Origin of the sequence: Pseudoalteromonas sp. APC 3893 (assembly GCF_030408095.1) — a bacterium.
In the GTDB taxonomy this organism is placed as follows: domain Bacteria; phylum Pseudomonadota; class Gammaproteobacteria; order Enterobacterales; family Alteromonadaceae; genus Pseudoalteromonas.
Genome location: NZ_JASDCD010000008.1, coordinates 89,070 through 110,587, shown reverse-complemented (window position 1 = coordinate 110,587; position 21,518 = coordinate 89,070). Strand labels below are relative to the sequence as shown.

21 protein-coding genes are annotated in these 21,518 nt (G+C 40.9%); all 21 read right to left on the bottom strand.

The features are described from left to right. The 21 genes from QMA12_RS11750 to QMA12_RS11650 all read right to left on the bottom strand — a co-directional run bounded on the left by QMA12_RS11750 (position 1) and on the right by QMA12_RS11650 (position 21,491). A complete protein-coding gene (locus tag QMA12_RS11750) occupies positions 1–561 on the bottom strand; it encodes a Maf family protein (RefSeq protein WP_290210325.1) in 561 nt (186 codons plus the stop codon). Continuing rightward, positions 561–1,040: a rod shape-determining protein MreD gene (gene mreD, locus QMA12_RS11745; protein WP_087533314.1), complete on the bottom strand. Its 480-nt coding sequence runs from the start codon at positions 1,038–1,040 to the stop codon at positions 561–563. The genes QMA12_RS11750 and mreD overlap by 1 nt, the downstream gene beginning before the upstream one ends. Beyond that, positions 1,033–1,875, bottom strand: a complete 843-nt coding sequence (mreC, locus tag QMA12_RS11740) for a rod shape-determining protein MreC (protein WP_176372557.1) — start codon at positions 1,873–1,875, stop codon at positions 1,033–1,035. Before mreC ends, mreD begins: the two co-directional genes overlap by 8 nt. Next, positions 1,875–2,918, bottom strand: a complete 1,044-nt coding sequence (locus tag QMA12_RS11735; RefSeq protein ID WP_016709506.1) for a rod shape-determining protein — start codon at positions 2,916–2,918, stop codon at positions 1,875–1,877. The genes mreC and QMA12_RS11735 overlap by 1 nt, the downstream gene beginning before the upstream one ends. 136 nt (positions 2,919–3,054) lie before the next feature. Beyond that, positions 3,055–5,064 carry a formylglycine-generating enzyme family protein gene (locus QMA12_RS11730; RefSeq protein WP_087533315.1) on the bottom strand — a complete coding sequence of 670 codons (2,010 nt, stop codon included), beginning with the start codon at positions 5,062–5,064 and terminating at the stop codon, positions 3,055–3,057. A gap of 127 nt (positions 5,065–5,191) precedes the next feature. Beyond that, entirely contained in the window at positions 5,192–8,938 is a 3,747-nt protein-coding gene (locus tag QMA12_RS11725) for an H-type lectin domain-containing protein (RefSeq protein ID WP_290210324.1), read from the bottom strand. Continuing rightward, on the bottom strand, positions 8,935–9,429 hold the full coding sequence (locus QMA12_RS11720; RefSeq protein ID WP_087533317.1) for an agglutinin biogenesis protein MshP: 495 nt from the start codon (positions 9,427–9,429) through the stop codon (positions 8,935–8,937). Before QMA12_RS11720 ends, QMA12_RS11725 begins: the two co-directional genes overlap by 4 nt. Then, complete coding sequence (locus QMA12_RS11715; protein WP_087533318.1) at positions 9,419–10,249, bottom strand: type II secretion system protein; 831 nt, start codon at positions 10,247–10,249, stop codon at positions 9,419–9,421. The genes QMA12_RS11720 and QMA12_RS11715 overlap by 11 nt, the downstream gene beginning before the upstream one ends. Next, positions 10,249–10,785 (bottom strand): prepilin-type N-terminal cleavage/methylation domain-containing protein, encoded by a 537-nt coding sequence (locus QMA12_RS11710; protein ID WP_087533319.1) that lies wholly within the window; start codon positions 10,783–10,785, stop codon positions 10,249–10,251. The genes QMA12_RS11715 and QMA12_RS11710 overlap by 1 nt, the downstream gene beginning before the upstream one ends. Further along, positions 10,772–11,263, bottom strand: a complete 492-nt coding sequence (locus tag QMA12_RS11705) for a prepilin-type N-terminal cleavage/methylation domain-containing protein (RefSeq protein ID WP_087533379.1) — start codon at positions 11,261–11,263, stop codon at positions 10,772–10,774. Before QMA12_RS11705 ends, QMA12_RS11710 begins: the two co-directional genes overlap by 14 nt. A gap of 10 nt (positions 11,264–11,273) precedes the next feature. Then, the gene (locus tag QMA12_RS11700; protein ID WP_087533320.1) at positions 11,274–11,807 is read right to left on the bottom strand and encodes a prepilin-type N-terminal cleavage/methylation domain-containing protein; all 534 of its coding nucleotides are present in this window, start codon (positions 11,805–11,807) and stop codon (positions 11,274–11,276) included. 22 nt (positions 11,808–11,829) lie between these two features. Further along, the gene (locus QMA12_RS11695; protein ID WP_087533321.1) at positions 11,830–12,423 is read right to left on the bottom strand and encodes a prepilin-type N-terminal cleavage/methylation domain-containing protein; all 594 of its coding nucleotides are present in this window, start codon (positions 12,421–12,423) and stop codon (positions 11,830–11,832) included. 2 nt (positions 12,424–12,425) lie between these two features. Then, positions 12,426–13,649: a type II secretion system F family protein gene (locus tag QMA12_RS11690; protein WP_087533322.1), complete on the bottom strand. Its 1,224-nt coding sequence runs from the start codon at positions 13,647–13,649 to the stop codon at positions 12,426–12,428. Then, positions 13,636–15,363, bottom strand: a complete 1,728-nt coding sequence (locus QMA12_RS11685; protein WP_087533323.1) for a GspE/PulE family protein — start codon at positions 15,361–15,363, stop codon at positions 13,636–13,638. The genes QMA12_RS11690 and QMA12_RS11685 overlap by 14 nt, the downstream gene beginning before the upstream one ends. Then, a complete protein-coding gene (locus tag QMA12_RS11680) occupies positions 15,360–16,430 on the bottom strand; it encodes a hypothetical protein (protein ID WP_087533324.1) in 1,071 nt (356 codons plus the stop codon). Before QMA12_RS11680 ends, QMA12_RS11685 begins: the two co-directional genes overlap by 4 nt. After that, on the bottom strand, positions 16,427–17,329 hold the full coding sequence (locus QMA12_RS11675) for an AAA family ATPase (RefSeq protein WP_087533325.1): 903 nt from the start codon (positions 17,327–17,329) through the stop codon (positions 16,427–16,429). The genes QMA12_RS11680 and QMA12_RS11675 overlap by 4 nt, the downstream gene beginning before the upstream one ends. 2 nt (positions 17,330–17,331) lie before the next feature. Beyond that, positions 17,332–18,999: a pilus (MSHA type) biogenesis protein MshL gene (mshL, locus tag QMA12_RS11670; protein WP_087533326.1), complete on the bottom strand. Its 1,668-nt coding sequence runs from the start codon at positions 18,997–18,999 to the stop codon at positions 17,332–17,334. Beyond that, positions 18,983–19,303 (bottom strand): agglutinin biogenesis protein MshK, encoded by a 321-nt coding sequence (locus tag QMA12_RS11665; RefSeq protein ID WP_087533327.1) that lies wholly within the window; start codon positions 19,301–19,303, stop codon positions 18,983–18,985. The genes mshL and QMA12_RS11665 overlap by 17 nt, the downstream gene beginning before the upstream one ends. Beyond that, the gene (gene gspM / locus QMA12_RS11660) at positions 19,281–19,964 is read right to left on the bottom strand and encodes a type II secretion system protein GspM (RefSeq protein ID WP_087533328.1); all 684 of its coding nucleotides are present in this window, start codon (positions 19,962–19,964) and stop codon (positions 19,281–19,283) included. Before gspM ends, QMA12_RS11665 begins: the two co-directional genes overlap by 23 nt. Then, positions 19,961–20,560 carry a PilN domain-containing protein gene (locus tag QMA12_RS11655; RefSeq protein WP_087533329.1) on the bottom strand — a complete coding sequence of 200 codons (600 nt, stop codon included), beginning with the start codon at positions 20,558–20,560 and terminating at the stop codon, positions 19,961–19,963. The genes gspM and QMA12_RS11655 overlap by 4 nt, the downstream gene beginning before the upstream one ends. Next, the gene (locus QMA12_RS11650) at positions 20,550–21,491 is read right to left on the bottom strand and encodes an MSHA biogenesis protein MshI (protein WP_087533330.1); all 942 of its coding nucleotides are present in this window, start codon (positions 21,489–21,491) and stop codon (positions 20,550–20,552) included. The genes QMA12_RS11655 and QMA12_RS11650 overlap by 11 nt, the downstream gene beginning before the upstream one ends. Positions 21,492–21,518: the final 27 nt, after the last annotated feature.

The following is a 21,518-nucleotide window of genomic DNA, read 5'->3' as shown; positions in this document are numbered from 1 at the left end:
TTAAAATTCACTTAATAATTTTTCACACTCATATAAAGGTAAGCCGACAACTGCAAAATAGCTACCTGAAATATGTGTTACAAATCGGCCTCCTAAGCCTTGAATACCATATCCACCCGCTTTATCTTGCGGCTCACCACTTAGCCAATAAGCGTCTAACTCTGCATCGGTAAGTGTTTTGAATGTAACATCGGTTGTCACAACCTGACTCATTACTTTATTAGAACTGGCAAACGCAATAGCGGTAAGTACTTGGTGAGTACGCCCTGATAAGCGCTTTAATGTTGCGATGAAATCAGCTTTATCTGTTGGTTTTCCAAGTGCTTGGTTGTCAATAACGACCACAGTATCGCTCCCTAGTACAGGACGATCGTGATAGCCCATTGCCACCCCACTTTGTGCTTTTAAGCGTGCTAAGCGTTCAACGTAAACAAGCGGCGTTTCATTTTCTAATTGGGTTTCATCAGCATCAACACTAAATTGCGAAAACTCGATACCGAGCTGAGTTAAAAGCTCTTTGCGACGTGGCGAAGCTGACGCTAAATAAATGGCGTTTTGCATTATCTAATCCTGAAATGACGACGATATTTACGTAGTAATAAAAATACCCAAGGCCAGCTAAGCGTACCTGTAACAACAGGCCATAAATACTGCGGGTTAAAGTAAACATCCATTAAAAAGTGATTTAACCAAAATTGCATTAAGTGATAAAAGGTTAAAAACAAGCCAACCAAAATTGCTTGCTGCCACAGTGAGAAATTACGTATTTTTTGAAAGTTACTTGCAGTAATAAAAATACAAATCGAAAAAGTCAGTGAGTTTACGCCAAGCGGCGAGCCTGAGGCTAAGTCGATAATCAACCCTACCACCCAGGCAATGCCAATATTAAGCCTGTGTGGTACTGCTAATGACCAATACATTAAAACCAATAAAACCCAATCAGGGCGAAACGGTTCGAATGAAAATGGCAGTGGCATCAATGCCATGATCAAGGCAAAAAATATGCTCAAAGCAATCAATAAGCTATAGCGACTATTCATCTGATATACTTTCCTGTTTATTGCGCCACAAGATGACTAATAAACGAATGCGATCTAACAAAGCGATAGGTTCTGCATACACTTGTGCAAATGGACGCCCTTCATCACGATTAATTTCAGTCACTACAGCAACAGGGTAGCCTTCAGGAAATGTCCCACCTAAGCCAGACGTAACAAGAATATCGCCGTAGCGCACGTCTAAGCTATGAGGCACATGAGAAAGCTTTACTAAATTGATTTTACCAACACCTTCAACCACAGTGCGCACATCGTTACGTAAAATACGTACGGGGGTTGCATGTGTGGTGTCGGTCATCAGCAAGACTCGTGAGGTAGTTGAGCCCACTTTAGTTAATTGTCCAACGACACCCATTTCATCGATGACCGCTTGTCCTTCGCTGAGGCCATCAATGGCACCGCGATTGATCACCACTTGGTGGCTATAAGGATTTGAATGTACAGACAGTACTTGCGCAATAATTTTGCGGTTAGGCTGCTTAGCAGATGAGCCTAATAATGCACGCAGTTTCTGGTTTTCTTTATCTAGGAACTGATATTGCTGTAACTGCTCACTTTGCATTAATTGCTTTTGCTTTAATGCTTCATTTTCACGAAGTAATTGTTCTCGAGTATGTAGGCTTTTAGCACCCAGACTAAACACTTCGTAAGGGAGGTTTGCAAGGTAGATTAACGGGCTAACAAGGGTATTTAAACTGGTACGGACGGTTGTGCCACCTTGAGTATACCTATCCCCAACAATCAATACGATACTCAAAAGCACTGCGACAAAGAGTCGCAGTTGCAAAGAAATGGCACGTCCAAACATTAACTTCATTAGTCGTAACTAAATACGTCACCACCGTGCATATCAATCATTTCAAGTGCTTTACCGCCGCCACGTGCAACACAGGTTAATGGATCATCAGCAACCACAACCGGAATGCCGGTTTCTTCCATTAATAAGCGATCTAAATCTTTTAGTAACGCACCGCCGCCTGTTAGCACCATACCTTTAGCAGAGATGTCTGAGGCAAGCTCTGGAGGTGATTGCTCTAATGCAACCATAACCGCACTAACAATGCCCATTAATGGCTCTTGTAAGGCTTCTAAGATTTCATGGGAATTCAATGTGAATGAACGCGGTACACCTTCAGCAAGGTTTCGGCCACGCACTTCAATTTCAATGGGTTCATCAGTTTTAAATGCAGAGCCAATTTGATGCTTGATGTTTTCAGCTGTGGCTTCACCAATTAAGCTTCCAAAATTACGGCGCACATAGTTAATAATGGCTTCATCAAATTTATCACCACCAATACGTACTGATGAAGAGTACACAACACCGTTAAGTGAGATAATTGCCACTTCAGTTGTACCACCACCAATATCAACAACCATAGAGCCTGTTGCTTCTGATACAGGTAACCCCGCACCAATAGCGGCAGCCATAGGCTCCTCAATTAGATAAACCTCACGCGCACCGGCACCCATGGCTGATTCACGAATAGCACGCTTTTCAACTTGTGTTGCACCACATGGAACACAAATTAGTACACGCGGGCTCGGACGCATAAAGTTATTGTTATGTACTTGTTTGATAAAGTGTTGAAGCATTTTTTCGGTAACGTAAAAATCAGCAATTACACCATCTTTCATTGGCCTGATTGCTTTAATATTACCTGGCGTACGACCTAGCATTTGCTTAGCTTCGGTGCCTACAGAGGCGACACTTTTAGGGCCACCAGCACGCTCTTGACGAATTGCGACTACTGATGGTTCATTGAGGACTATGCCTTCATCTTTGACATAAATTAGGGTATTGGCTGTACCCAAGTCGATCGATAGATCGTTTGAAAAAATACCACGGAGTTTCTTAAACATGAGGCTGGATGACCTTTGAAAAACGTTCTTATGTTAGCTGCTTGTCACTTTATCACGCTGAGCTAGATCAGCAATATAAAGCACAACTACCTATGTAAATTAGCTAAAAAAGGAAGCTAAGCTTCCTTTTAAATATTTATCGTTCGCGTACTAAACGAAAACCTATGTAGTTTGCACGAAAATCAGGCGCTAAAATCAAACGCGTTGATGCGCGAGCTAAGCTAGGAGCAAAATTCCATGCACCACCTCGAACAGTAACATCTGACTGGTCAGCCGATTTATGAGTCCATTCCCATACATTTCCTACTGTGTCGTAAAGCCCAAACGCATTGGGTGCAAATGTACCTGTTGGGGCTGCGCTTTGATTTGACCATTCGCTACCACACCAACCACAATTCGCTAAATTTTTACCTATCTCATTGCCCCAAGGGTATTCAGTTTTGGTTCCTGCACGAGCAGCGTACTCCCACTCAACTTCATTGGGTAAACGATATCGCTGACCGGTTTGACCTGACAACCAATCTGCATACGCTTTGGCGTCATTATAAGTTAAACATACAGCAGGGAAATCATTACCTTGCTCAAATCCTGGGTTACGCCAATTTAAATTAGCTTCCCACACTGGCTCGCCATTTAAATAATAAGCACAACCGCGATTTTTCTCGGCTTCAGTTTGATAACCTGTATTTGTCACAAATTGTTGGTATGCGCCAACAGTGACCTCTTTACTTTGCATTGCAAACGAGTTGGCAATGGTTTTTTCAACCACAGGGCGCTCATTCGCAAGACCATTACCGTTAATATCACCCATTTCAAATGTACCAGCTGGAATAACAACAACTGCAGCGCCAGATGCATTACCAACAGGCTTTATACTTTGCTCTCGGGTGTTTGTCGGTGCAGCAATCGACTCAGGCTTTTTTACCAACTTGGCGTTAATAGTCTGCGCCTTTCGCAAATCAATTCGCACTCGGTAAGGTTGATAACCTTGTTTACGCACTTCAATATCATGAATGCCACTTGGTAAGGTTGTCGCTAAGCGAGTAGCTCCAAAGCTCACACCATCAATAAATACTTCATCGTCGTACACGTTTGAGCGCAATGTTAACTCAACCATTTTGTTTTTATTGTTATCAACAACTAATGGATTAACCATTGCCGTTGATTTAACAGAATAGTCTTGCACTGGTTGTTCACTCATGCGCGACACAGCGACTGTGCTATTATCCCTGCTATCGCTGAATGTTAACTGACTATCAGAGAAGGTAGTACCGTAACTGGCTTGATAAGGAGTACTTAGCGGCGTGCCATATTCTGAACAGTAACGATTATCTACACTTAGTAAGTTACATAAACGACTGCTATTTACATCGCCACGCATTGTTACACTAAGGTTTACGTTATAGTTACCTTGGCCACTGAACGCACTGTTCACGACATGGCTACTTAAAATTTGCACTTGAGCACCAGCCATATTACGCTTTGGCTCAACTAAACGCTCTTCTGTTAAGTTAGCAAAAATTTGGTCTACAAAGCGTTTTGTCGCCTTTTGTAAGCCCATTTGCTGGCCTCGTTGCTCACACGCTGCAAGGGTTTCTGTACGCTTACAATTAATTGTATGGTTTACTTCAAGCGTGCCTTCACGGGTAAATTCATTGCGCAAGCGTTCTACGCGAGCGGTTGTTAACTGCTCTTTTAAGCTTTCTAAGGTATTTAACTGAGTGTGTTTAGCTACACGAATTTGCTCAATGTCTTTTCGATGAGATGCAATTGCCGCTAACTGCATCGCGATATCATCTTTATTTTGTTTATGATCCACAACAGCTTGCTGATACCGTGCTTGCGCAGTACTGATATCAATAGTGGGGTCGTCGATTAAACGACGATACATTTCGTTCATCGCATCAAGAGCTTGGTTTTTTTCTTTGTCTAGCTCTGTTGAACGTGTACGTAATAAATCAAGTTGGCTCTGTAACTGGCTTTCTTCTTTTAAATGTTTTTCAAGTATTTGTGTAGAGTTATCGTATTCAGCTTGTTTAATACTGATCTCAGATTCAATTCCAGAAACCGTTGCTGTATCTTGTGCAAATGCACTTGATGCAAACAAACTTGCTGAAATTAACAGAGATAAAGGAGCAATTCGCATATATTCCATTCCCAAAAAGCGGCAATTATTTGGTCATTATTTATTTTTTTAATAATTAAACTCTTATGCTATGTACTTGCAACACAAAACACAAGCTTTGTTCAAAAATTATCTGAGTTTACAACTATTACCGTACCTCACGCCAGTAAATAACACGATCATTTCCTCTAAAACGGCCAAATTGTAAAATTCCTTGTGGATTTAGTTGGCTGCCATCACCTTGCCAATCCCACTCAAGCCAATTTTCTGTATCGTACTCAAGGGTAAAAATACCCGGACCTTTAGGCTCTGCATAAACACCATTACTCGCTGGGTAAACACCTTGTTCAAGCTGACCACTTATGTCATTACCATATATGTAACTGAGCTCAGGCGTGGCAGGAGATACTTGTGTTATTTGTGGGTGCTCAAACACAGTGCAATTATTATTAGTATCAAGTACAAACTCACTGCCATTAAAATACTGCGCTTGCATAGGCACCAGTAAATTGTCTAAATCAGAGCCTGCATTATCACCCAGCACTAAACGGCCAAAGCGAAAACTAATAGGCGTATCATTAAGTACCACACTATTACAGCTATTACTTAGCGCACAGTCAGTTGCTAAAGTGGGGTTATCATCAGCGCCGAGTAAGACTGCGCCTTCAATTCCTGTCACTGTTGTCATCAAATTTACACTTTCAAATGGGCCATCTGGATCATTAAAGCCGCGCCGCGCTAATACAGTATCGTTATCACTTATAGTGAAAAGTCCTGCTAAGGCTGACGTACTCCCCCATAGACTAGTCTCTAAATTTTGTAGTCTAGGGGTTAAACTATTACCCGATATATAATTACCTACTTCACTGTTTTCTGCATTGATGCTTACCGCTGAATTAACAAATCCGCCGATATAGTTTTTCATCACTTGATTATTTTGATTAAGCGCCTGAACAGTAAACCCTAAAGTAAATGGCTCATTCATATAAGTGCCATTACTGCCATAGCGGGTGCACTGTGCACTGGCTTGAATATTTTGTACTGCATATTGCGAGGGCGCAAAGCGGCCAACACGAGTAATCGCACCTCGCACATCGCCAGCACCAAAATAATCGCCACCTTTGAGCCCTGCAGTTAAATCAATAATACCGACTTGGTCGTAGCTATAACTCGATACCGATTCACTGAAGCTACCAGTATCTGCAAACGCAACTAAGTTCTCTTCTTGTAATGTTCCCAGCACTCCTGCCGTTGGCAAGTAAATGCTCGGTTGTACATCAGGTTGCTCACCTATAAAGTGCTTAGCGATTGGATTACTTGAAATTGCACTGTAATCGTCTGGGTAGCCATCATTATTGGTGTCTTGGTTATCAAGCCACTGCACGGCGTTCATTTTTAAGGAAAATGACTCCCCTGTGAGTTTAAATAAACTGCCACTAGCATCATCAGCGTAAGCATTTGCTCCAGCATCAGGAAAGCTCATAGCTAAACCAAATGGCTTAACCACAAACTCATTTGAGCTACCCGTTAGATTTACCGATAAGTTAGTTACTGGGTCTAGCACTAAATTTAATTTTGCATTTAAACTTAGTTTACCAGCATCCGGATAGTTAATAACAATAGGTGCTTTTGAGTCACTATCAAACTTTAAAGGCACTGTTTGATAACTTTGGCCTATGCTATGGGTTGTGCTGTTATTTGTTAGGGCAAGATTATCGATGCACGTAGAGCCTGCACTGCAGCTATAGGCTAAATCTATAGCAACTTCTCCACCAGCAGGGAAAGCTGCTTCACATACGCCCGTTGTGGTATTGGTTTTCACGGCTTGGATTGATAGTTGCGATGCATTGAACCCGGTGTTTGACGGTTTACCTGATAATTGATTTAAAATTGATGTGTTGTTATTAGTTTCATTGGTAAAAATAAACCCAGCGTCTGAAAAAGTAACCTTACAACCACCTAAGCCCACATTTGTACCACCAATATAACAACGTAGCGGCGCTGATGGGTCTGCCACGTTATAGCCAAACTGCACTTGCCCTGTAGTACGCTTAGCAAACTGTAAATCTGTAATGCCAGTAAAAGTTATCACCTCCCCCGTCACCCAGCTTTGTTGAGTATTATTATCTGGTGATAAATCTAAAGTGGATACTTCATCATAAATTATATCGCATGCATCATTAGCACAAGCAGTCAGCGTAAGTTCTTTAGCTGCGCAGGTAAGGCCTTTATTATCACTCATTGATAATCGGTAATGATCCAATAAAACTGGGGTATTAATACCACAAAAACCTGGAATGTTATTTGGCACTGCAGTACCAGTAAATGACGAGCTTTCTTCTGCAATAATTTCAGTACCTGAAGTGATCATGCCAGTATAGTTTACCTCTTGCGCTATGCGAACTTCTCCCGTGGCGACTAAAAAAGCTGAAAAATCGACTGCGGCACCAATCGACACCGCACCATCTACATAAATCGCTAAATACGCCCCATTTTCTATTGTAATTTTAGTATTCGCCACTGTTAAAAATGACGTCGACAGTAACGTAGTAGAATTTTGTAAAAAAATACGTGTGGGTGCAGTTACTCTATACTCAGGCGCAATCATGGTCATTTGTAACTCATCAAAAAAGTAGTCACCACCGAGTGTTGTAGGTATTGCACTACCCGATGAGCCATCATTGGCCACTGTTGGTACTTGCGAAGCTTGCCCTGCAGTTAACGCATTGTCACCTTTTGCAGCACAAGGCTGACCATTACAAAGAGGGATATTAGTTAATGCCGTTGAAATATAGTTTGTGGTCGTAAGCACATTCGCGTTGTTATCGGTGACAGTCACTCCTTGGACTAACTGAATCTGGCCATTGTTATATGTTGCAATCGCGCCTGGAAATAATGTGTCACAACTTAGAATATCACCATTTGATACAAACGTACTGGTCATAGCTAAGATAGAGGCTTCTTCGTCTGGGTGCCTACGCTCATTATCTCCATCACGGTCTTCATCGACCACAATACCTAATCTTTTGCGAGTCAAATTGCAGCTCCGTAGCCAACCACCATCTTCACCCACTCGGCTATTTTTACTTGCGACAACCAATGGTTTGGTAGCAAAATTATTTGAGAAATTAAAATAGTTACAACCGTCACTCCAACCATCAACATTGTAACCAGTAAAAAAGCTCTCCCATAAAACTTCGACCTGATTATCATCAACAAATGTACGATTGTTGCCAGGCTCAACAACTAAATAAGCCACTTTTTCACTATTTATTAAGCCACTTCTTGTTTCTGAGGCTTCTAGGGCAATATTAACCCCCGAAGTTGTTAACGAGTTAGTTTCGACTGCAATCGTTAAAAATGGCCGTAATGCATCTGTAGGTGGATTGCTGTCCAAGCTATTAATGGTTTGTAGAGAGTGAAAAAAGTTTGGCCTAACGGCAAAGGGTTGAGCAAAATTTATTGCCTGATAACTTTTAGGCAAAACGTAGTTAGATTTAGGACCATATTGAATCTCTAATTGGATATCTGTACTGCCGACCTCCATTATTGTGCCATCAGGAAACTCATGAACACCGTATTCGACCGCTAAATAATGTGCTCCCATAGTAATATGCTCACCATCTTCCCCTGTAGGCTCTAGAGGGAGCGCTTCGAACCCTGTTGTCGTTACATTACGAATGCGCACAATCGCAGGGTTTCCTCCTTGATTGGTCGACAACATAAATACTGCAGGTGGTGTATCGTATTGTTGCTGAAAATTGATCTTGGTCCAAATCGGCGAAACATAGGTATCTTGCAACTCAATAAAACGGCCTTCAATTTTAGGCACTACAGCAATGCTAGAAGCACTAAAAAGCAATATAGAGATGAAAATTAGTAATGTATACCTCATGGTAGCGTCTTCGCTCCCACACTCACTGTCCGTTGTGTTTGCCAATAGTCTTTACGGCATGACTCGCCGATAGCACAACTGCTTGGTGAACATGTGGCACTGCTTTTTAAATAAAAAATATTCACCGCCCCCGTACTATTGCTGATATCGGGTACATTTAAGTATTGCTGACATGCTATTGTTACTGTGCAGTTTTCTAAATACTGAGTTTGAAAAACAGGGGATGTAGTTACTGCTGCGCAGTTTAACGCTGGACTATTAAGTGGAAATATTTCAGTTAGCCCGCTTTCTAAACCACTTTGCGCTGCTAAATAGGCGCGAGAACCAAAATACTCGATCACATTTTGCTGCGAAGATGCCGATAAAATTCTAACCAATGCTAAGCCAAGTACTAGCAGTACAACGATGATCACCAAAGTGACAATCAGTAGGTTCCCACCTTGATATGCTTTATTAATTACTGCTTTTTTAACTCGTGAACTAAGGTACATTAGGAATATGCACCTCATGATTAAACATCATGGCTTCGTTATCATTAAACGCCATGAACGCGTGAATATTCAGTACTGCATTACGAGTTAATGCTGTGTCACTTAATCTAAAAAAAGCATTACTTGCTAGGTTATTACCTATATGGAGCGCTAAAAGATCTCGTTTTACTGCGCTGGTGCTTTGCAACTCAACGGCATCTAGTTGGGCGTTGCGAAAGCCATAATCTTGATAACGGTATAACTGTGTGCCTTCTACACAAAAGCTAACTGGCGTCGCCAGTAAATAAATTCGTTTTGCTGGTGACTCTTGTGCAAATGCTTGAGCAAATTGCCATTGATCTAACTCGCTGCTTGCTGATGATACGAAATTAGTTAATTGCAGACGTTTATTATTACTTACGTCGTAGACTTCTGTCGGATCTAATGGATAAATACTGGCCCAATCGCCAATACTTGGTTGAGCTGAATCATTTAATTCAAAATCGACTGCCGTAACAATAAAGGGAGCAGTGTTAGGTAAGTAACCAGTGTAATGGGTAGCCGATTGAAAGGGCGTAAACTCAAGGCATTGGCTCAAACCACAATTATTTTCACAGCTTAAACGTAAAGAGTTAGGCATCGCATGGCGCAGCTCTTTTGCTAAACGAGTTAACATAAAACGTGCTTGTGCAACGGCTTCTTGGCGCTCCACCCCCTGACTGTAAATATTAAACCCTGAGTTAATAAAAGCAAAAGAAGTAACAGCAAGAATGCCCAAAATAACCATTACAAGTAGGAGTTCTATTAACGTAAATGCCGACTGCTTTAGGTATTTACTCATCAATAATTACCCTTATATGCGCTAAATCCGTACTCTTCACCATTAGGGCTACTTACAATTACCGTGACACGCTTTGCAAGTACACCATCGTTTACCGTTACACTATTAAAGTCACTGTCATACGTAACTGTAACGACCACATTAAAACCTTGATATTGGTTAAGTACTTCACCCAAACTATTTGTTATAGGCAGATTACTCAGTGCAATATAATCGTCAACATCATCATAAGTGGTGCGTGTTTCATCTTTGTCTGAGCCTAACTTCGCTGATTTTGTGCAGTCTTTGGCACCTAATGAACTTTCAGAGCAACGCCTAAATGGCGGAGCACGCTCGCTGTGCTCATCAAACGATTTGGCCAAAATTTCATTCATTAATGATTGCCCTAACTCATTTGCCCGCAGCTGTATGATAGGATCTGCGCTTTGTCTCGCTTGAGGTGCAATTAAGCCCGTAATTATCGTCAGTGCAATGGCAAAAATGACAATACTGATAATCAATTCAATTAAGGTAAACCCATTATTATGGGCACGCATATATAAGTCCTTCACCACTGATACACACTCCGGCAAGGGATATATCAATGCGACAAGTGCCATTGCAGCTTTGATCACTTCGCCCTAAAGGATCAAAATTGATCTGCGTAAATTGCCCACCTTGATCGTCCAATGCAGTAAAAACAAAGTCACTGCGCTTTGTTTTAATCGCTACTACTGAATCTTCTGGATTATTTCCATCAGCACCACCTGTGCAGGTATCCGGTGACGGCCCTGCAATTAAGGTCGCTGTTATGTACAATTTATGACAACTCGTAAGCCCAGTATCTTGCATTGCTTGTAACTGCGCTGTTCTTAGCACTGCTAATACCCGGTCGCGATATGCATAAGAATCTTCCGTTGAACTCCCTAGAAACTTGGGCCCTGCCGTTACCGACAGGATACCCAAAATAACTAAGGTGATAATCAATTCAACCAAAGTAAAGCCACGCAATCGTTGCTTACACGTATATTTCATTGTTAATGAATTAACAACCATCCAATAAGATATTTACTACTGGTGGAGTGTCTTTATCCGTTGCTGGTGTGTATTCAACACGGCAATTGTCGGTCACAACATAACTATTAGGAAAGATAGTAACTATTGTGGTTTCACTATCACCATCGACCAGATTAAAATCAGCGCCATTTACATTTGAAGCAACATCAGTTACATCTGCAAAATCAATATCTAAGAATTTCTCAAATGCTTCAATGGTACCAACAGGGTAACCATAATGAAGTGCAACACCTTCCACTTCTGGGGTTACATTTGCGTCGTCATATGCGTAGTTTTGCACGCTTGCGATTATCGCTTTACCATTGACTATATTCATCCCACTGCGAATAGAGCCTTGAACGCCCTCAAGTGTTGATGCATTAGCATCTCCCTGCAGATTCAAAAAGCGAGGGGCGGCTACAACAGCCAAAATACCTAAAATGACGATTACGATTATCAGTTCTACTAAAGTAAAACCTGCTTGTTTATTCACTACGTTACTGTTCATTGATTGCGTTTTCATAAGTAAGCCTCTTTGTTATTACTTAAGATTTAAAAATCTGTACTTTGCCTGTTACAGGAAAATACGAAAATCCACTGGTGCCAACATGTGGTTCACCATCAGTTGGAATATTTTTCGCATCTAAAGAATGAGTTAAATAGTAAATACATTGCAGCTTATCTGCGTTATACCTCACTAAAAACATTGTATCTTCAACTACTGACGCGTCACTACTTAGGGTACTTCTTGGTGCATCTTGTAAAATTACATTCAACACCTGTTGGCATTTGGTACTACTCATCGCTAATGCCTGCGTGTTCTCTTGCTCTGTTTCATCACTCGTTGGCGTACCAAAACGACCATCAACACCAACTACCACACCTCCATAATTTATATGCGTTACAAACTGCGAAACATCACTTCCAGATGGCCTCGCGTCCAGTTCCCACTGTCCTCGAATTAAACCTACAGCACTGGCAAAACCACCAGCAACGGTATCAATATTTGAACGGTGAGCTCGCTCCTTAATATCTAAAAACTGCGGTACAGCAATACTCATTACGATAGCCAGTAAAATAACCACAAGTACAAGTTCCAAAAGAGAAAAGCCTGCCTGATGGTGTGTTTTACCAAGCATTGTTAACCACCTTTGATCGCTGACATCATGTTCCACATCGGCATAAAAATACCGAGCGCGAGAATTAGCACCATAACTGCAACTATCACCGTTAAAATAGGCTCTATTTTGGCGGTTAAACTGCGTAAATCGTAATCAACTTCTCGCTCATAATAATCTGCGGCTTCTTGTAAAAGCTCATCAACTCGCCCTGTTTCTTCACCTACAGCGACCATTTGCAGCACTAACTGGGAGAATAAATCGCTGCTTTTAGAAGCTCTGAGTAAGCTGTCGCCTTTTTCAATATCTTGACGAATATTTAAAATTGCACGTTCCATATAGGTGTTATCAACGGCTTTTGCGGTTAAAGATAACCCCGTTGTCATCGGCACCCCTGAGCGCAATACCATAGCTAAACTTTGGCTGTACCTTGCAAGTAATGAGCGATGAATAATGTTTCCCACTATAGGTATTTTTAATTTGTAGTGGTCCCAATTATATAAACCAACTTCTGTTGCTAGGTATCGGCGCCAAGCGATCACACTGCCAACCAATATTAGTAATAAAAGCCACCAGTAATTAACGAAGAAGTAGCTTGTTGCCACCAAAATCTGGGTCATTAAGGGTAACTCAGCATCAAATTTTGCAAACATGGTGGCAAACACCGGGATCACAAATATATTTAAAATCACCATAGCAACTAATAATGCAGCAATAACAAAAGTTGGATAACGCATTGCCGCTTTTATACGTTTGCGGGTTTCTTGCTCTTTCTCAAAATAACTAGCAAGTTGATGAAAAGCATCTTCTAAGCGCCCAGAGCCTTCACCGACCAATACCATTGCGATAGTTAATCTGCTAAATACTTTGTTGTGCATAGTCATGGCACTAGAAAGATCTCGTCCTTGCTCTAGTTGTTTGATTATGTCTGTTAAAACCAACTTAAACTCTTTATTTTGTGTGGTATCAGCTAATCCCACCATGGCACGAATTATCGGTATACCCGCTTTGAGCAACGAATACATTTGCCGTGAAAACATAATCATATCGTCAAGGTCGATCTTCTCTTTAAATAGCTGGCCTAGCGGTAAGCTGATGTCACCTTCACGGTCTATCTGGGTAATAGATATAGGGATAAACTGGCGTCTCAATAAACTATCAGCGACTCCAGCTTGGCTGGCGGCTTCTAGTTGCCCCTTAATCAAGACCCCTTTTTGGTCTTTAGCTTGATAGTTATAAAGGTGCATCATCACCTCCAACCATTTCAGGAATATATTCAGCCACTTTAAATACTTCATCTAAAGTAGTGAGCCCTTGCTTGGCATACTCTAAAGCCATTGTGGATAACGGTGCAAAGTAAGGGTTATCTTTAGCCGCCCTAGCAAAACCTTGAGTATCATTTTGACGAAGACATTCCATCATAGCCTCATCCATCTCGAGTAACTCAAAAACACCCACCCGACCCTTGTAACCAGAGTGATTACACGCGGTACACCCCTTGCCATAAAAAAACTCAGTATTGTCTACATCAACATTTAAATACTTTAACCAACTAGCCTCTTGAGCATCGGGTGTATATGTATGCTTGCAGTTTTGACATACCCGCCTAACTAAACGCTGAGCAATAATGGCTCTTAGTGAGCTGGCAACTAAATATGCAGGTGCTCCCATATCAATTAACCGCATAGCACTGGTTATTGCGTCATTAGTATGCAGAGTTGAAAGAACTAAATGCCCTGTTAACGCGCCTCGTAAACCTATATCAACCGTCTCTTTATCACGCATTTCCCCCACCATTAGAATGTCAGGATCTTGGCGTAGTGCGGTTCTTAAAATACTGGCAAAACTAAGCCCTATTTTATTTTTGATTTGAACTTGGTTTATCCGGCCAATGCGATACTCCACCGGATCTTCTACTGTAATAATTTTATTTTCTGGCTGGTTTAGCTCACTCAATGCACCATATAAAGTAGTTGTTTTACCGGACCCTGTTGGCCCAGTAACTAAAATCATGCCATGAGGGCGTTTTAATATTGAGCGAAACCGTTTTAGCAGCGCCGCTGGCATACCGGTTTCATCTAATGATAACAACCCAGCAGATTGATCTAATAGCCGCATAACAACCGATTCACCATATTGAACCGGCATAGTAGACAAACGAACATCAATGCTATGAGTGTGCACTTTAATGTTAAAACGGCCATCTTGCGGTAAGCGCTTTTCTGAAATATCTAAGCCAGACATCAATTTAAGTCGTAAAACTAATGCTGATGCTATTTTAACTTGATTGAGAACATGCTCTTGTAATACCCCATCAACACGCTGACGAATTCGTAACAACCCTTCATCTGGTTCAATATGTATATCTGACGCCCTGACCTGAACCGCATCTTCAAAAATCGATTGTAATAGCTTCACTACAGTAGCATCAGAGGATTCATCACCTAACGAATTTAAGTCAAATTCTTCTACATCTTCATACTCTTCATGTAGCTGCTCGGCAAAGCTGGTTATTTCTTCAGTTCTTCTATACACATTATCGAAAGCCGCCATGATCTGGCTTTCTTGCACCACGGCTAAATCAATTCGCTTAGGCGCTAAAATTGGCGCGAGTTGATCAAGTCCTCTTAAGTCGGCTGGATCACTCATGCCCACAAGGACTGAGTCACCATTGTCTTCTATAACCAACGCTCTATAACGGCGTGCCATTACCTCAGAAAGCAACTTAGATACTTCTGGCGAGATTTTACGTTGCGAAATATCTAAAAAGGGAACTTTTAACTGCTGAGCTAAAAACCTTAGCAATTGTGGCTCACTAATAAACTCCAGGGCAATTAGCGTCGCACCGAGCTTACGGCCAGTTGCAGCTTGAACGTTTAGCGCTTCACTTAATTGCGCTTCAGTGATCATATGCTCTTCAACTAACAAATCACCTAACCTTAGACGTAGACTGGGTCTCATGACACACCTCCTAAGGCCTGTAATCGCTGCTCTGCATGCTTAAGCACAGCGGGGTTTAAGTTACCCACTTCGATAGCAGCTAAGTAATAGCGTTTCGCCGAGAGGTAATCTCCTTGTGCATCTTTAGAGGTTGCCATGGCTAACCACCATTTGCCTTGCTGAGGTTGTAGTTGTGTGAGTTGCTCAAAGCAAACTAATGCACGTGTATGATCCCCCAATTGCTGCGCAGCAGTGCCTTTAAGCGCCCAATATTGCGAATCTCCTTGGCTATCGAAGTCATCGCTTAATAATTGTTGTACAACTGAATATTGCTTACGAGTAATATAAATTTTACTAAGCAGTACACGCCACTCGAGTACCTGCGAGTCAAACGCAATGCCATGCTCTAAAATACTTTGCGCGGATAAAATATCTTGCTGCTGAAAATAAGTCGCTGCCAGTAGACTTCTTGCTGCTATATTCCCTTTATCTCGATTAAGAATTTGGCTTAAATCATCTATGCCTTCCTGATATAAACCAAATTCAAGGGCTTGCTTAGCTTGACGCAGTAACTCAGCAATTTGCTGTTGCTCGGTACGTTGCTGAGTCACCTTTTTAACCTGAAAACTACTTTCTTTATTGGCGGTAGGTACTTTACTTGGCTCGATAGCGACAGCTGCAACCATAGGTTTTTCAGCTACAACCGGCTCTTTAGTGTCCGTTTTTACCGTCACTACTTCTTCAATAATGGGCTCTACTTTAGCAACTGGTTTAATTACATCAGAGTTACTCACCACAGGAGCATTGATTAACACAGGCGTGTTATTTTGCTCAGTCTCTTTTGAGCTTTGAGCTTTAGTAACTACATCTATTCGTTCTGGTAATTGAGCGGCAGCATCATCACTTGCTGTAGGTAAATAAATATAGCTCAATACAACCACTAACAAGGCGATGGTGATTATTAGTAGCTTTTTAATAAAGCCATGTGAGTCATACACAGGTTCAACTACAACAGTATCTTGCCCATTTAACGAAGTTGTTGGCTGTCGCTGCTCAATATTTTTAAGCATAGAATTAATGACGCTCATAGCCATTGCCTCCAAGCCCAAATCATCATTATGGCAAGCGCCGAAACACTCACCACTGCAACATTCCAACCATTGATATAATTATTCACCGTGCAATCTTCGGTGTCTTTTACCGCAAGCTTTATGTGTCGGCTACTTACTTCAGTGAGCCCTTCACCGTAAGCTTGTAGCAAAGTTTTATGGCATAGGATATTCACTAACCGAGGAATACCACGACTTGCTTGTGCTATTTTTAAGCCTAGTTGCTTGGTAAATAGCGGTGCACCTTTAAAGCCCGCAATTTGTAACCGATGATTAATATAATAAATAACTTCGCCAGTGGTCATTGGCCTTAACTGGTAAGAGAAGCTAATACGCTGACGTAATTGGCGAACCCTTGTATGCGCTAGTTTTTCGTCTAATTCAGGCTGACCAAATAGCACCACTTGAATCAGCTTTTCGCTTTCAGTTTCAATATTGGTAAATAGACGAAGCGCTTCAAGAGCATCCCAACTTAGGCTTTGCGCTTCATCTATCAGTAAAACAACTTTTTTGCCTTCTTTTTGTAGTGCTAATAAATGATGATTTATCAGCTGGCTAAGCGCCTGCTGATCTAACTGTTTATCAACGTCCATACCAAGCTCTACAGCAAGCGCCCAGCGTAGCTCATCGGGGCTTAAATATGAGTTGGGTAAATAGGCAACTGTGTAATCGTGCTCTATTTGATTAAGTAATTTACGGCACAATAAAGTTTTACCTGTGCCAACCTCTCCAGTTACCTTAATAAACCCCTCTCCCATTTCAAGTGCAGTAATAAGCACCTGCATGGCTTCATTATGTGGCGCAAGCGCACAAAAAAACTCGGTGTTAGGGGTTAAGGTGAAAGGCATTTCACTTAAATTAAAGAAGCTCAAATACATAGCTAGTTCTCATACCAAGTATTAAGTAATTGGCGGCTGCGTGTTTGTTGTTTTTTCCAAGTATCTGGCATTACAACCGTTGGCTTTAGCAATATAACGAGCTCTTTCTTTTCTTGGCGTTTACTAATACTTTTAAATAAATTACCAAATAAGGGAATATCACCTAATACTGGCGTTTTAGACTCTTCATCGGTGGTTATCGTCTGCATCAAGCCACCAATCACAACTATTTCACCGCTTTGAGCACGAATTACCGTGTCTGATTCCCTAATGTTGCTTTGTGCTAACGGTAAAATAAACTCATCATTATTAAGAGTAATAACCTTTTGTTGCTCTTCAGTTTGAGTGACTGAGGGGTGAACATGTAAGATCACCGAACCGTATTTATCTATTTGTGGGGTTACATCAAGCGCAATCCCTGAAAAGAAAGGGGTTAGGTCAATTTCAGGGGTTGTTGTGGTTGCATTCCCTGTCACTGTGGTACTTGAAACATTGGTAACAAAGTACTCATCTTGACCTACTTTAATGACCGCTTTTTGGTTGTTAGTTGCAGTCACTCGAGGGTTTGAGAGCATCTGCACATCGCCCTGAGTTTCTAATAAGCTAATCACTCCAGTAAAGTCTGCGTTATTAATGACTAAGTTTGATACACCACCTAAAGCGGCAGTGATACTATTACTAATTTGCCCAGCTGCTGTGGTCGCAAACGACAGGCTTGTACTGCCAATTGAACCCGCTATTTCGTTCCAATTAACACCTTGCTGATATTCATCTTTAAGCGTGACTTCGACTATTTTGGCTTCTAAAATTACTTGCCGTTGTAAGTTTTCTTGGGTTTGCCTTAAAAAGTCCTTTAGCTGCATTATTTCACTTGGTAATGCATTAACCGTTACTAAGCTTGCTTGTGGGCTGGCAATAACATAACGCCCATCACCGCTGCCAATAAGAGATTTTAAAGCCAGCTCTAGATCTTTCCAAAAATCATTACTGTTAGTGGTTTGAATCCGCGAACCGTTAAGTTCAATATTTTGATTATTACCAAACTCTCCATCTTGCTGATTGTTATTACTGTAATTATTTGAAGCAGTGCTTTGGCTTGAGCTATTATTATCAGCCATTTGGCTTACGCCGCCCGCTACAACACTCACCGTAGACTGACCACTGCGCTTCATCATTAAATAGTTAACGGGTATTGTTTCAGTGCGCATTTTTGCAGGTAACACCTGAACAACTCGCCCTTCGTGAACAATATCGAGTGGATACATACGTTTAATTACATTTATTACCTCATCAAAGGTAACATTTTTTAATGTAAGACTAATGCTGCCAGCTACCTCTGGGTGTATAGCGACACTGTAGGGCGTATCATCTGTTAGGCCGGTAAAAAAAGCTCGCACTTCAACTTCATTTGCAGCCACTTCAAAACGCTTAACTGCCAGCTCTGTATTAAGGCTTTGTTCGCTATCAAATGACGACAATAAGCTTTGTGTAACTTCATCTGGCACTGTCAGTGGGGCTACTGTAGTTTGCTGCTCAGGCTGAGCGGTGAGCTCTTGCTCTATATGGGGCTTTATTTCTTTACCTGGAGCAAAACTATGGCAACCACCAAGGTAGATAGGTAACAGCAATAAAATAGTCAGCTGACTAGGTAATTTAATTTTTAATTTCATAATCATATAAATCTAATTTTATTTGCTTATTGTCATTCGCTAACACAACTTGCTTAGAGCTTATGGTTAGCACTTTATAGTCATTTATTTGATCGCCTACGGTATAAATCTGTCCTGAAATAATCGCTTTATAGCGGCCTGACCTTTTAATTATTGATTGCAGCTTGAGACTACTTTGCTGATTTTTAACTACGCTAGTAGCGAGCAAATTTTGTGGCCTAGTTGGATCGGCCAACTGCTGCGCAACCACGTCTGCTGAGCAAACAAATAACCCAAGCACACTAAAGAGCAATAAATTTTTCATTCGCGCTCACCGTTGCTATATGTATGATTAATTGCGCCCGAGGATAATCCTCTACTTGATAGTCAAAGCGCTGGATTAAGAGTTTTTCTTTACTTTGTTTTAGCGATGCTAAATATTGTTGCAAGTTAAAATACTGTCCCTGTAATGTGAGCACCATTTGATGTTCAAAAAACAGTGTTTTAGCTTCGTTTGCACCAACCTTAGTAACATCGACAGCTTTAGGCTCTAACACTTTAAAACTAACAACCTTAACCTCGGTACTTTCTTTTAATAGCTGCTGCAACATATTAGGAACCCGTTCAGCGCTGACAAAGCCTTTGCTAAATTGGCTCAACTTTTCATCTGTAAGTGCAAGTTCACTCTTGGCTTGTACTATTTGTGAGCGTAATTCTTTTGTGTAATCATTATTTAGAGCTTGCTCCAACATCGCTAATTGTGTTCTATTTTGAGTTATTTTTTGTTGTGCTTGAGTGTTAGCTTGGTGCTGTTTATTTGTTTGAATTTGTATTGGCTCAACAATAAAAAGATAGCCTAAATATAAAATAATAAATAACCCTGCAAATAAAATAGCCAGCTTTTCTCTTATTTGCAGTACAGCAAAACGTGTTTGATACTTCACCCATAACGGCCAATTGCGAGAAGAGGAGTTTTCAGTTTTCATGGCTGATCCTCCTTAGCGGCAACCTCAGTGGCCACATTAAATTCACTTAAGCCGTCTTTATCTTCAAACTCTAAAACTGAGAACTCCTTACCTGCAAAATACCTTGACTGCTTTAAACTACTTAGCCAAACAGGTAACTGAGCCGATTGACTTGATTGCCCTTTTAAAGTCACTGTTTGCTCAGAAAACGTTACTTGAGTTAACCAAATATCCGCCACATGATAACGCGCTAAATCAAGCATTATTTGGCTATAGTCCATGCTAGATAAGGTTTGTGCAGCCTCCAAATAACCAAATACTTGTTGTTTATGAGCAATCTCTTGCTCAATCATTTTTAACTGCTTAACAAACTGATCCTTATTTTGTTTTTCATCTAATTTAGCTTTCACAGCTTGTAGCTGGTTACTAATTTCATTTAATGTTAATTCACTTTGCTGAGCCTCTATTTGGTTAAAGTGAACTGATAATGCAAACCCCCCCCAACTAATGGCTATCACAAATAATGCGATGCCCCACAAGGCTAATACACTTTGTAATGGCATTAAGTCACGACGAGGGCGCAATGATTTTTGGTAGAAATTGATTCTATTCTTCATTGCGCGGCTCTTTACTTTCAGCCATAGATATAGCTGCAGCTAAGGCATAGAAAAACTGACTATCTAAGCCCTCTGATAAGGCAAGGTTTGGTTTAAAATCAATAACCTTAACTTGTAACAGCTCGGCAAGCTCAGCTCTAAGTGTTAAAGAAGATAAATCGTCGCATTGCAGCTGAATACTGCGAATAGGAGGCTGCTTGAGCTGACTTTCGAAAAAATCCATCGAACGCTGTATCTCTAACCCTAAAGCATCTATAAAAGCAGTGTTTTGATCTTTTTCAGTAATGCCTATAAAGCCATTTAGCCGCCTCGCCAATACAAGCTTACCGTCACAAATGATTAATATTCTCGGCTCATGTTCAATATGCTGTACCACCAGCATATGCGCATCTTTATCTTTACCAAATAAAGTGAGTAGTACCATTTCTTCTGAAGTCATTGAGCGTAACACTGCATTAGTATTTGCAAAGCTGTTAATAAACGGCTGTATCTGTGTTTTATCGGTAATAAACACATTCATCTTACGTACTTGCATTGGTAATGAGATGGGGTAATCAATAAAATCAGCGATGATATTCTCGGGCGCAATATTAACAACGTCTTTAGCTGTCCATGGTAAGGATTGCACTATTTCGTCATCTGTTAGGTTCGGTTTTTCCATTTGTACAATTTGATAATAGTGGTGAGGTATCACGAAATTAATGGCGCAACTAAGTTTACTCACTTCGTTTGTACAATCTGTAATTGCTTTTGTATAATCCCCTCGCTCTGTAACTGTAACACTGTGGGTTTTATCTATTTGCCAACGCCCCTGCAATCGCTTTAAGCTGACAGCATTTACTGTTTTTGCATATGTAGCTATCCCTATTACACAATTAGGCTCTAACCCTTGTTGCAACCAAGGAAACAATGAAAAAATCTTCTTTTTCATATAGCTACTTATATTAATTGTCGATTT